Annotated in this window: 10 protein-coding genes; 5 read left to right on the forward strand and 5 right to left on the reverse strand. The window is 58.5% G+C overall.

The features are described 5' to 3' along the window. Nucleotides 1–61: 61 nt before the first annotated feature. From CTT34_RS06420 to trpC, 3 genes are read left to right on the forward strand one after another with little or no spacing between them, the layout of a single operon-like run. Nucleotides 62–667: an anthranilate synthase component II gene (locus tag CTT34_RS06420; protein ID WP_159341691.1), complete on the forward strand. Its 606-nt coding sequence runs from the start codon at nucleotides 62–64 to the stop codon at nucleotides 665–667. Nucleotides 668–703: 36 nt separating this feature from the next. After that, nucleotides 704–1,723, forward strand: coding sequence for an anthranilate phosphoribosyltransferase (gene trpD / locus CTT34_RS06425; protein ID WP_159341692.1), 1,020 nt, complete (start codon nucleotides 704–706; stop codon nucleotides 1,721–1,723). Between the two features lie 8 nt (nucleotides 1,724–1,731). Then, nucleotides 1,732–2,535 (forward strand): indole-3-glycerol phosphate synthase TrpC, encoded by an 804-nt coding sequence (trpC, locus tag CTT34_RS06430; protein ID WP_159341693.1) that lies wholly within the window; start codon nucleotides 1,732–1,734, stop codon nucleotides 2,533–2,535. Nucleotides 2,536–2,577: 42 nt separating this feature from the next. Here trpC and ydiJ read toward each other — a convergent pair whose 3' ends face one another. From ydiJ to CTT34_RS06445, 3 genes are all read right to left on the reverse strand, one after another. Then, on the reverse strand, nucleotides 2,578–5,679 hold the full coding sequence (gene ydiJ, locus CTT34_RS06435; protein ID WP_159341694.1) for a D-2-hydroxyglutarate dehydrogenase YdiJ: 3,102 nt from the start codon (nucleotides 5,677–5,679) through the stop codon (nucleotides 2,578–2,580). Nucleotides 5,680–5,767: 88 nt separating this feature from the next. Then, nucleotides 5,768–6,358, reverse strand: coding sequence for a DUF4202 domain-containing protein (locus CTT34_RS06440; protein WP_159341695.1), 591 nt, complete (start codon nucleotides 6,356–6,358; stop codon nucleotides 5,768–5,770). A gap of 111 nt (nucleotides 6,359–6,469) precedes the next feature. Then, nucleotides 6,470–7,723: a dicarboxylate/amino acid:cation symporter gene (locus CTT34_RS06445; protein ID WP_159341696.1), complete on the reverse strand. Its 1,254-nt coding sequence runs from the start codon at nucleotides 7,721–7,723 to the stop codon at nucleotides 6,470–6,472. Between the two features lie 243 nt (nucleotides 7,724–7,966). On the opposite strand from CTT34_RS06445, the gene serS reads away from it, so the two are divergent. Then, nucleotides 7,967–9,244: a serine--tRNA ligase gene (serS, locus tag CTT34_RS06450; RefSeq protein ID WP_159341697.1), complete on the forward strand. Its 1,278-nt coding sequence runs from the start codon at nucleotides 7,967–7,969 to the stop codon at nucleotides 9,242–9,244. Here serS and CTT34_RS06455 read toward each other — a convergent pair. After that, the gene (locus CTT34_RS06455; protein WP_159341698.1) at nucleotides 9,186–10,016 is read right to left on the reverse strand and encodes an SIMPL domain-containing protein; all 831 of its coding nucleotides are present in this window, start codon (nucleotides 10,014–10,016) and stop codon (nucleotides 9,186–9,188) included. The genes serS and CTT34_RS06455 overlap by 59 nt on opposite strands. Nucleotides 10,017–10,210: 194 nt before the next feature. On the opposite strand from CTT34_RS06455, the gene CTT34_RS06460 reads away from it, so the two are divergent. Continuing rightward, a complete protein-coding gene (locus tag CTT34_RS06460; protein WP_159341699.1) occupies nucleotides 10,211–11,344 on the forward strand; it encodes an AI-2E family transporter in 1,134 nt (377 codons plus the stop codon). 88 nt (nucleotides 11,345–11,432) lie between these two features. On the opposite strand, the gene trxA is transcribed toward CTT34_RS06460, so the two are convergent. Then, nucleotides 11,433–11,816 (reverse strand): thioredoxin, encoded by a 384-nt coding sequence (trxA, locus tag CTT34_RS06465; RefSeq protein WP_159341700.1) that lies wholly within the window; start codon nucleotides 11,814–11,816, stop codon nucleotides 11,433–11,435. Between the last annotated feature and the right edge of the window lie 76 nt (nucleotides 11,817–11,892).

Genomic DNA, 11,892 nt, shown 5'->3' on the forward strand with positions numbered 1-11,892 from the left:
CCTCGGTTGGGGTATCATCCTGGTAATGCGGTTTTATTTATGTGATGGAGTAAGCGGGGCGATGGCGCAAGCGCAGGCAGTGCAACGGGTGTTGATGTTGGATAACTACGACAGCTTCACGTTTAACATCGTCCAGTACCTGGGTGAGCTGGATGCCGAGGTGATGACCTATCGCAACGATGAGATTACCCTGGAGCAGATGCACGCCCTGGCGCCTACCCATCTGGTGATTTCGCCCGGCCCGTGTACGCCCAACGAAGCGGGCATTTCGCTAGCGGCCATCGAGCATTTTGCGGGCAAACTGCCTATTTTGGGCGTTTGCCTGGGGCATCAGGCCATCGGCCAGGTGTACGGCGGCAAGGTGGTGCGGGCACCCCAGGTGATGCACGGCAAAACCTCGGCCGTGGTACACCGTGGGCAGGGAGTGTTCAGCGGGCTGGAAAACCCGCTGGAAGTGACGCGGTATCACTCATTAGTCGTTGAGCATGAGAGCCTGCCCGACTGCCTGGAAGTGACTGCCTGGACCGCCGAGGATGACGTAACGCCCGGGCTGATCATGGGCTTTCGTCATCGTACCCTTGATGTGGAGGGGGTACAGTTTCACCCTGAGTCGATACTCACGCGCCAGGGCCATGCGTTATTGGCCAATTTTTTACAACGCGGCTGATCGCCAAATTCATACGCTTTAGGGGCTTTCCTGCTCATGCAAATGCGAGACGCAATTAACGCGGTGATGCGCCGCGAAGACCTCTCTTTCAATGCGATGCACGCACTGATGCGCCAGATCATGACCGGCGAAGCCTCCGACGCGCAAATTGGCGGCCTGCTGGTGGGGCTGGCCATGAAAGGCGAAAGCGCTGAAGAGATTAGCGCCGCCGCCCAGGTGATGCGCGATTTAATGAAACGCGTTGAGCTACACACCGAGAACGTGGTGGATATCGTCGGCACCGGCGGCGATGGCGCGAACCTGTTTAATGTGTCCACGGCGTCTAGTTTTGTGGCCGCCGCTGGCGGTGCCCATGTGGCTAAACATGGCAATCGCAGCGTCTCCTCTTCTTCTGGCAGCGCCGATTTATTCGATATTGCCGGCATCTATCTCGACCTCAAGCCTGAACAAGTGGCGCGCTGCATTGAGCAGGTAGGCGTTGGCTTTATGTTCGCACCCAACCACCACCCAGCCATGCGCTATGCCATTGGGCCACGGCGGGAAATGGGCGTACGTACGCTGTTCAATATTCTTGGCCCGTTAACCAACCCCGCCAGTGCGCCCAATCAAGTGCTGGGCGTGTATTCCGCGGAGCTAGTGCCTCTGATGGCCGAAGTATTGCGCAAGCTGGGTAGCCGCCATGTCATGGTGGTGCATTCTGAAGATGGACTGGATGAAATCTCCCTGGCAGCGCCCACTCTGGTGGCAGAGCTAAAAGAGGGCGAGATTACCCAGTACACGATTACGCCGGAATCCATGGGCATTGAGCGCCAAAGCCTCGCCACCCTTAAAGCGTCCAGCGCGGAAGATAGCCTGCGTTTGGTGAAAGCCGCACTTAGCGGTGAAGGAGCGGCGGCAGATATGGTGGCGCTCAACGCCGGGGCGGCGCTTTACTGCGCGGGCGTGGCCGATAGCTTGAAAGAGGGCGTGATGGTGGCCCAGGATGCCCAGGCCTCCAAACTACCGCTTGAGAAGCTCCGAGAGCTTTCGCACTTCACTAGCGTCTTTAAAGGGTAAAACTTCCAATGAGTGACCAGGCAACGCCGACTATTTTAACGCGCATTTTGGCCCGTAAAGACCAGGAAGTCGCTGAGCGTCAGCAAGCAGTATCTGAGGCTGATCTGCTAGCGCTAGCGGAGAAGCAGAGTGCGCCCCGTGGCTTTATTGCTGCATTGAATCAGCGTATTGCGGCAGGCGACGCGGCAGTCATCGCCGAGGTGAAAAAAGCCTCGCCCTCTAAAGGCGTGATGCGGGAAGAGTTTCACCCAGCGGATATCGCCAAAAGCTACGCCCAGGGCGGCGCAGCGTGCCTTTCTGTGCTCACCGATGCCGACTTCTTCCAGGGCCATGAGGATTACCTCATTGCCGCTCGCGATGCCTGCGATCTGCCGGTGATCCGTAAAGACTTTATTACCCACGGCTATCAGGTCACTGAAGCGCGCGCCATCGGTGCGGACTGCATCCTATTGATTGTGGCGGCGCTCAATGACGCTCAGCTGCGCGACCTGCACCAGCAGGCCAACGCATTGGGGATGGATGTGCTGGTGGAAGTTCACGATGCAGAGGAGCTAGAGCGCGCCCTTGCGCTGGATCTAAAGCTGGTGGGTATTAACAACCGCAACCTACACACTTTTGATACCAGCCTGAATACCACTCTGGATCTGCTGCCGCGTATCCCTGAAGGCGTGACCGTGATCACCGAGTCAGGCATTCACACGCGTGATGACGTAGAGCTAATGCGTGACCACGAGGTCAATGGCTTTTTGGTCGGTGAAGCGTTTATGCGCGAAGAGGACCCTGGTTTGGCCCTCAAGCGGCTGTTTTTCTAAACGCCCACACGGATATCAGCAAGCCTCAGCAGGCCAGCCGCGTTAGCGGCTGGCCTGTTTGATACTGGTCAGCAGAGCTTGCAGAGGGTGGGGCAGGGTTTGCGCCGAGTAGCGCTTCACCTGGCTGCGGCAGGAGTAGCCGGTGGCCAGTAGCTTACCGCTGTTCTCTTCCGCTTCCACCTGGGGCTGCCACGACTGGGCGTAGATCGTTTTCGAGGTAGCGACGTTACGGGTCTCATGGCCGTAGGTACCGGACATACCGCAGCAGCCCGTGGTGGCCAGCTCTAGCTGCAAACCAAACGCTGCAAATACCTGCTGCCACGCTTTTGGGCTGCCCGGCGCATTGGTTTTTTCGGTGCAGTGGGAAAGCAGCTTAAAGCCAGGGTCTTTGAGCGTTAGCTGGCCGGGGGCGAGGGTGTTGACGCGGGTGGCTAGCCACTCCTGCAGCATCAGTACGTTCGGCACTTGCTCAGGGCCCAGCGCTTTGACGTACTCCTGGCGGTAGGTCAGCGTCATGGCAGGGTCGATGCCTACCATGGGCACCTCGAACTCACTAAGTGCGCGAAGGCGTTTGGCCTGCTTTTCTGCCGTGCGCTCAAAAGCACCTAAAAAGCCCTGTACGTGCAGCGGCTTGCCGTTGGCGGAAAACGGCATGACAAACACGCGAAGGTTTAGCCGCGATAGCAGCTCTACCACATCCATCACCAGCTTGGCTTCAAAGTGGGTGGTGAAGGCGTCTTGCACAATCACGACGCTGTTGGCCCGCTGCTGCTCGGTGAGTAGCGCAAGCGATGTGGGCGTGGCTTCCGCAACGCCCCAGGCGCGCAGCTGTTTTTTCACGCTAGCGCGAGAGAGCGCGGGGGAGTCGCTAATACCGAGCCCCTTCTGCATCAGCTGCTCTACCCAGCGCTGGCCAAGGGCGGCGTTATACAGCGGAGCCATCTTGGTTAACGCAGGCAGCATAAATTCGGTGCCGCCAATCACGTAATCCCGCAGCGGGCGCAGATAGCGGCCGTGATACACCTCTAAAAACTGCGAGCGGAACTGCGGTACGTTGACTTTGATCGGGCACTGGCCCGCGCAGGATTTACACGCCAAGCAGCCCGCCATGGCGTCGTAGACTTCATGGGAGTAGTCGTGGTGCTGCTGGCGGCTAACGGTGTTCATCACCCGCTTGGGGAAGCTTTTAATAAAGCCCCAGGTGCGCTCGGCTTTCTTTTTGCGCGACTCTTCCACCACGTCGATGCCCGCTTGCGACTGCAAGCGCAGCCACTCACGAATCAAGCTGGCGCGGCCTTTAGGGGAGTGGCGGCGGTCGCGGGTGGCCTTCCACGATGGGCACATAGGGTCGTCCACATCGTAGTTGTAGCAAGCGCCGTTGCCGTTGCAGTACACCGCTGTGTCATAGGCCTGCCAGGCTCGCTCATCAATGGTGCGGTCGAGCTGGCCGCGCATGGGCACGCCGTCGACAGTGAGCAGCTCCGGGTCGCTCTCTTTCGCAATCAGCGTGGTACTTTCAGAAGGTGAAGCGATCTTGCCGGGGTTGAGCTGGTTGTGGGGGTCGAACGCCGCTTTTACCTGCTGCAGGCAGGGGTAAAGCTCACCGAAAAACTTCGGCCCGTACTCGGAGCGCACGCCTTTACCGTGTTCGCCCCACAGCAGCCCGCCGTACTTCTGGGTGAGCGCAGCGACTTCATCAGAAATCTCGCGAATCAGCGCTTCCTGGGCGGGGTCTTTCATATCCAGTGCCGGGCGCACATGCAGCACCCCCGCATCCACATGGCCAAACATGCCGTAGGAGAGCTTGCGCGCATCCAGCGCGGCGCGGAACTCGGTAATGAAGTCGGCCAAGTGTTCCGGCGGAACGGCAGTGTCCTCCACGAACGGCAGCGGACGCTTCTCCCCCTGAACGTTACCGAGCAGACCCACCGAGCGTTTGCGCATGGCGTAGACTTTCTGGATCTGCGGGCGGCCTTCCGCCAGGGTGTAGCCTAATCGCTCTACGGTGGCATCCTGGCTCAGGTGCTGGGTAAACGCCGTTACACGCGCTGCGAGCTGTTCGGGGTCATCGTCGTTGAACTCGATCAGGTTGATGCCCTGAATAGGCGTGCTGCCCGCCGGGAAAAATTCTGCCACGCTGTCCCAAACGAAGTCTTCCATCGCCAGTTGCAGCACGGTGTCGTCCACGGTTTCAATGGACGTTGGCTTCGCGCTGCTGGCCATCAACGCTTTGGCATCCCGCAAGGCATCCATAAAGCTTGGGTAGCGTACGTTGACCAGCGTGGAGTGCTTGGGGATCGGCAAGACGTTGAGCACGGCTTCGTTTAAAAAGCCCAGGGAGCCTTCCGAACCGCACAGCAGGCTATTCAGGTTAAGCTGGCCCTCTTCGCGCAGATGCGCTAGGTCGTAGCCGGTCAGGCAGCGGTTGAGCGGCGGGAATGTTGCTTCGATCAGCTCCCGCTGTTGATCGATTATCGTGGCGGCAGTGCGGTGTACATTGCCTAGCACACCCTCTTGCGCCAGCGCCTGCTGCTCCTCTTCCGCGTTGAGTGGGCGGCTGTGTAAATGCTGCCCGCCGAGCAGAATCGTATCCAGCTCTAGCACGTGGTGGCGGGTTTTGCCGTACTGGCAGCTACCCTGGCCACTGGCATCGGTGGAGATCATGCCGCCAATGGTGGCGCGATTCGATGTTGAAAGTTCAGGGGCGAAAAACAGCCCGTGGGGTTTCAGCGCGGCGTTGAGCTGGTCTTTGACCACGCCTGCTTGTACCCGCACCCGGCGGGCTGCCACATCAATCTCAATGATTTGGTTCATATGGCGGGAGACATCCACCACGATGCCATCGGTCAGCGACTGGCCGTTGGTACCGGTGCCGCCACCCCGTGGGGTCAGGACGATATCCCGATGGGGCAGTTCGGAGGCAAGCTTGGCAAGGCGCTCTAAGTCTTCGGCGTGTTTGGGAAAAACCGCCGCCTGGGGAAGGCGCTGATAAATCGAGTTATCCGTTGCCAGCACGGTGCGGTTGGCGTAATCCGGCGCTATTTCACCTTCGAACCCACGCGCGCGGAGGGCTTCGAGAAAACGCACATAGTGGCTGCCAATTCGTTCGAAAGGGGCCGTGCGAGAATCCAGGGATGCAATCATAGAGGGTTGAGCCGTCACTGCTGGAAGCGGATAGGGGATAGCGTTACTTTACCGCAGCTGCTGCGCCGGTGCATCTCGAGGTGGCGTCTCAGTGGCTGCCTAACGCCTCTTTGACGAGCGCTGAACAGGCGTCGTTCATGGGTAGCGCCAGAGCCAGTGTGTGCGCCTGCGGCGACATCTTGCCCCAGGTCTTTTGCACAATGCGCACCATATGGTCGTGCTCTACCTTTCGGGAGAAATCGGCGAAGTAGTTTTCCAAGAACACTAAGCAGGCGCAGTCTTCCAGGGCTTGGACATCGCTATCGCGCCCCAGGCCTTGCTTGCGAATCATGCTGACCACGCGCTTGGCCTCCTCTTGGGAGTAGCCCGCTTCTTCCATGATCGCTGCCGTGGTATCGCCTGCCTGGGCACTTTGGTCTCGCCGCCAAGTTAAGTAGCCAATGCGGCCTTCTGGGTAATCGCTTCGCGGCAGCTGCCAGCGCTGCAGATGCTGGGCGCGCACGGCAATGCGCAACAGCTCGCTTGGCGTCTCCTGCAGTCGCTCTAGCCACCGGCTCATGCGCTGGGCATAAGCCAGCTCTTTGGGCTGGGCGTCACCATTTGGCAGGGTGGTCGTCTGAGGATCTTGGGCGTGCAGCGCATCGATAGCGGCAAGGGTCTTTTCAAAGGTGGACGACATGGCGGCTCGCTTGGGGAGAGTGGAAGAGTCGTATCCTAGCAGCTTGCCAGCCACTATAAAAAAACGCCCGCTGCCAAGGGCAGCGGGCGTGTGAGGTGGCAGAACCTGGCATCAAGAACGGCTGGTGTTGTAAATCTCCTCGTTGAGCTCGCCTTCGCTTTTACCTACCAGCGTGGTGACCATCAAATCACCGGCTACGTTCACACTGGTGCGCGCCATGTCCAGAATACGGTCGATACCCGCCACCACGGCGATGGCTTCCAAGGGCAAGCCAATTTGCGCCATCACGATGGAGAGCATAATCAGCCCTGCACCGGGAACGCCCGCTGTGCCAATCGAAGCCAGCGTACCGGTGGCAACGATCATGCCATAGTCCATCATGCTGAGATCGGTGCCGGTCATCTGTGCAATGAACAGCACCACCACGCCTTGATACAGTGCCGTGCCATCCATATTGATGGTGGCGCCTACGGGCAGTACAAAGCCGGACACCCCTTCGGAGACGCCCAGGTTTTTCTGTGCGCAGCGAATCGAGACGGGCAGGGTGCCTGCCGAGGACGCAGAAGAGAAAGCGACGACAATGGCGTCCAGGCTGCCTTTCAGGTAACGCACGGGATTCAAACGACCCAGCAGGGAGATAAAGCCCGAGTAAATCACCAGAACATGCAGAATGCTGGCCACGTAGACCACGCCGATGAGTTTGGCGAGCGGTAGCAGGATTTCCAATCCGTATTGGCCGGAGACGTGTGCAATCAAACCAAACACCCCGAACGGGGCGAACGCCATCACGAGGCCGGTGAGTTTGTACATGGCCTCTGCGAAGCTATCGAAAACCTTCATGACCGGCTCGCCCTTCTCGCCGATCAGGGTAAGCGAGATTCCCAAACCAATGGCAAAGACGATGATCTGCATGATATTGCCGTTCGCTAGGGCATCCAGCGGGTTTCGCGGCACGAGGTTGACCAAAATAGAGACCAAAGAGGGCGCTTCATTGGCCGAGACCTCGGCATCGAAGCTCAGCCCCACTCCCACCCCAGGCTGTAGCAGAGTGGAAAGGACGAGGCCAATGGTGATGGCAAAGGCAGTGGTCACTAGGTAAAGCGTGATGGTGCGTGCACCGATACGACCCATCTTTTGTGGATCCCGCATGGAGGTGATGCCCACCACCAGGGTGGAAAATACCAGCGGTACGATCAGCATCATGATGGCATTGATGAAAATATCGCCCAGAGGCTTGAACACACTCGCTGTTTCACCCAGCAGCGCACCGGCCAAGACCCCAAGGGCTAAACCCGCCAGGATTTTTTTCCACAGCGCGATACGCCGCCACCAGCCGAATGTTCCTTTCGTTGCGGTTTCCTGCACAACATTCTCCTTTTCTAAAACCCGTTGTTAGTGGTTCTTGCTATGAAGCGGCGGGCACTCTATCACTTTTGGCTAATGATTGGGGATGGGTATGTGATGTGCTCATGGCGCATGCCTGCGCTTCCTCTGCGCGTTGCTAAGGCCATGCACCATAGCCCCCTGTCTCGCTTTTGCCTACAATAGCCCTCTTTGCCACGGCGTCGATGTGCCGTGTTCCACAGTATTCAGGCCAAGGGATAATCCATGCTCGATCCGAAACTGCTGCGCGGTGATCTTGATGCGACTGCGCAACAACTGGCCCGCCGGGGCTTCGAACTCGATACAGCAGCGCTGCAGGCGCTAGAGTCGCGCCGTCGTGAGCTGCAAACTCAGACCGAGCAACTGCAGAACGAGCGTAATATGCGCTCCAAAGCGATTGGTAAGGCCAAGGCCAACGGTGAGGACATTCAACCGCTGTTGGACGAGGTGAGTGATCTAGGCGATCGTTTGGACGCGGCCAAGCGCGAGCTGGCCGAGGTGCAGTCCGAGTGGGACGACGCGATTAGCGGTATTCCCAACCTGCCCCATGAGAGCGTGCCGGAAGGCAAGAGCGAAGACGATAACGTCGAGCTGCACCGCTGGGGGACGCCGCGAGAGTTCGATTTCGACGTGCTGGATCACGTGGACTTGGGCAAGAAGTCTGGTTATCTCGATTTTGAGCTGGCGGCCAAGCTGACCGGCGCGCGCTTTGCAGTGATGCGCGGGCCCGTTGCGCGCCTGCATCGCGCGCTGGCGCAGTTCATGCTGGATACACAGACCCAGCAGCACGGCTATGAGGAGTGCTACGTGCCTTACATGGTGAATCGCGATTCGCTGATGGGTACGGGCCAGCTGCCCAAGTTTGGCGAGGATCTGTTCAAGCTGAACGATGAGCGGGAGTACCACCTGATTCCCACATCGGAAGTACCGCTGACCAACTTCGTGCGTGATGAGATCGTCGAGCTGGCTGCGCTGCCGATGAAGCTCACGGCGCATACTCCATGTTTCCGTTCGGAAGCCGGCTCCCACGGGCGCGATACCCGTGGCATGATTCGTCAACACCAGTTCGATAAAGTCGAAATGGTGCAGATTGTAGAGCCGGAGAAGAGCTACGACGCGTTGGAAGAGATGCGTGGCCATGCAGAAGCCATTCTGCAGGCGCTTGAACTTCCGTATCGCGTAGTGACGCTATGTACGGGCGACATGGGGTTTGGCGCGGCAAAAACCTACGACTTGGAAGTGTGGCTACCGAGTCAGAACACGTATCGGGAAATCTCGTCCGTCTCCAACTGCGAAGATTTCCAGGCGCGTCGGATGCAAGCGCGTTACCGTCATCCGGAAGCCAAAAAGCCGCAGCTCCTGCATACGCTCAATGGTTCTGGCCTTGCTGTTGGCCGCTGCCTGCTGGCGGTGCTCGAAAACCACCAGCAGGCGGATGGGTCGATTACTGTTCCGGCTCCCCTGCAACCCTACCTGGGCGGCCTCGAGCGTCTTGCCCTCTAAGCGCCCACTCGACGTTCACCCCGGCATCGATGCGAATGGTGCCGGGGCGGTAGTCGCTGGCTGAACCGCTGCCCATGGCGTCACTTTCGGCGCGCATGGCCATCATGCGGGGTTGAAAGATGGGCGCCTGGGTCTCTTCGATGCGCTGAACGGGGCCAAGCGTGACATCGAGGGTGCTCGCCATGAGATCGGCTTTATGGCGGGCTTTTTCCAGCGCCTTGGTCAGTGCTTCGTCGGTCGCTGCGTCCCGGTCCTGCAGGTCGAACTGCACGCCATCCAGCGCATTGACGCCAGCGCCAATCAGCGCGTCCAGCACATCGCCTAATTGGTCTATATTAGTTAGCTCTACGCTGAAGGGGCGCTCCAAGCGGGTGCGCATCAGAGTATCTTGCTCGCCCCCTTCATTGCGCGGTCCCGCAACATGCTCAGGATAAACGTTCAGTGAACCGGCATTGATCGCGCGTTGCTCGATGCCCATCTCTTCCATGGCGGCGATGAGTTCGCTGGCCCGCTGCTCGAGACGTTCGCGAGCGCTGCCAAGCGCGGCACTGTCCGTATCTTCTAGGGTAGAGACGGCGGGCGTATTCTCCCATAGGCGTGCTGAGAGCGTGGCTTTATCGGGTTCGACTTCTACCCACGACTGCGCTTGAACGCTCAGGCTAGGGGGTGCAGGGGGAGCGGCATGAGCGCCCGGGGCGGCCAAGAGGGCTAATAGTGCGCCACCTATCACGCCATGGCGGAGTCGTTTCAAAGGGTGCGTTGCTGTTTTCATTGGTCACTTCCTTGCTGAGAGAGCCAGTACGTTGTGTGCGCTGAATAGCGTGTGATGTCGCTGCTTTGAAGGGGGCGTGGCCATAAAGTTCACAGGCTAAGCTTAGACGAAAAACAGTTGCTGAATGTTTGCATGGTTTGTGCAATACCAGCCAAACCACCATCATGTATAGATAACATGCTAAGGAAAGGGCTATGTCGAAGTTGTCGGATGAGGATTATCGAAGTATTCCGCTCAATGCCACGCTGGCGCTCGCTGCGCTGGTGGTGATCATTGCGGGCATGAAAGTAGGGGCTGATTTATTGGTGCCGCTGTTGCTAGCGGTGTTCATTGCCGTGGTATGTACCTCTCCCGTTCAGTGGCTGCATCACTGCGGCCTCAGCCGACGAATGTCGGCGTTGATTACGCTGTTGGTCTTGGTGGGGTTTCTATCGCTGATTGGCTTACTGGTGGTCAACAGCTTTAGTACCTTCGTCGAGGCGCTGCCGGACATCGAGTCCAGGCTCTATGAGCACTATTGGGATCTGCTCAATACGTTGGCTTCCCATGGGTTGGCCATCGATCCCGATCAGCTCAGCTCTATGTTCGCCATGGAAGAGGACGGTTCCTGGGTTGCCACGCTGTTGGGGGAACTTGGTTCGCTGTTCATGCAGGGCAGTATCGTCGCACTGCTGGTGATCTTCATGCTGTTCGAGACGCTGCACTTCCGCGATAAGGTGTCGCGCGCACTCGAGAATCCCGCGCCAAGCCTCAAGCGGTTCAGCGAGTTCAGTTTGACGTTGAAACGCTATTTGGCGGTGAAAACCGTGATTAGTCTGGCGACCGGCGTGCTGGTATGGCTCTCATGCCTGATGGTGGGGGTGGAATTCCCGCTGCTCTGGGGGGTGCTGGCCTTTGCGCTCAATTTCATCCCCAACATCGGTTCGGCACTGGCAGCGATTCCTCCGGTGCTGCTGCTCTTGGTCTCCCAGGATGGCGGTTTGCTACAGGCATTTTTGTTGGCCTCTGCGTATCTCGTCATCAATTTCATTTTGGGTAACTTGATCGAGCCGCGAGTGATGGGCCAAGCGCTGGGGTTATCCACTTTCGTGGCGTTTCTTTCGCTAGTGGTATGGGGGTGGATCTTTGGTGCAGCGGGTATGTTGCTATCGGTGGTGCTCACCATGACGCTGAAAATCGCGCTGGATAGTCATCCACAAACGCGCTGGATTGCCCACTTGCTGGGGCCTGGCAGGCAACGAAACGTGCAGGTAAGACGACCTGGCGATGCGCGCCGACCGCCATGGCGGCGTGGCGTGTGGTCTAAGCGTGAAGAGAGCGACGTTTGATGACTAGGCGCGGCGCTGGTGAAAGAGAGACGTGAGGAAAGGGGGGAGCGGCGTTACCGCTGGCAGTGCCAGCGGTAACGTGAACGGCTTAGGCGTTCTGGTCGATGAACTGCGTCAGCTGAGACTTGGATTGCGCACCGACCAGAGAGGCAACCTTGGTGCCCGACTTGAACAGCATCACGGTCGGTACACCGCGGACGCCCTGTTCGGCGGCGATTTCCGGGGCATCGTCAACGTTCACGCTGACGACTTTCAGATTGTCGCCACGCTCTGCGGCCACTTCATCGACAACAGGTGCCATGACTTTACACGGGCCGCACCAGGGGGCCCAGAATTTCAGCAGGACAGGCTGTTCGGCGTTGAGGACTTCTTGCTCAAAATTGGCGTTGGTGACATCAACATTGGTAGCCATTTGCTTCTCCCGTTTGCGTTGCTCTTGCTGTTTCGTTGCCTCAAATGGAGCAACGGTCATTACGCGATATATTAGCGCACTTTCACCGCGCCAAGTTGCCAGATGTTAGCGGGCGAGAAGGGTGCTGGCAAATTCC

The organism is Halomonas meridiana, assembly GCF_009846525.1.
Classification (GTDB): Bacteria; Pseudomonadota; Gammaproteobacteria; order Pseudomonadales; family Halomonadaceae; genus Vreelandella.

Bases quoted from the DNA above. Each gene is read 5' to 3' on its own strand.
- CTT34_RS06420 (WP_159341691.1), top strand. From the start codon at position 62: ATGGCGCAAGCGCAGGCAGTGCAACGGGTGTTGATGTTGGATAACTAC.
- trpD (WP_159341692.1), top strand. From the start codon at position 704: ATGCAAATGCGAGACGCAATTAACGCGGTGATGCGCCGCGAAGACCTC.
- trpC (WP_159341693.1), top strand. From the start codon at position 1,732: ATGAGTGACCAGGCAACGCCGACTATTTTAACGCGCATTTTGGCCCGT.
- ydiJ (WP_159341694.1), bottom strand. From the start codon at position 5,679: ATGATTGCATCCCTGGATTCTCGCACGGCCCCTTTCGAACGAATTGGC.
- CTT34_RS06440 (WP_159341695.1), bottom strand. From the start codon at position 6,358: ATGTCGTCCACCTTTGAAAAGACCCTTGCCGCTATCGATGCGCTGCAC.
- serS (WP_159341697.1), top strand. From the start codon at position 7,967: ATGCTCGATCCGAAACTGCTGCGCGGTGATCTTGATGCGACTGCGCAA.
- CTT34_RS06455 (WP_159341698.1), bottom strand. From the start codon at position 10,016: ATGAAAACAGCAACGCACCCTTTGAAACGACTCCGCCATGGCGTGATA.
- CTT34_RS06460 (WP_159341699.1), top strand. From the start codon at position 10,211: ATGTCGAAGTTGTCGGATGAGGATTATCGAAGTATTCCGCTCAATGCC.
- trxA (WP_159341700.1), bottom strand. From the start codon at position 11,816: ATGACCGTTGCTCCATTTGAGGCAACGAAACAGCAAGAGCAACGCAAA.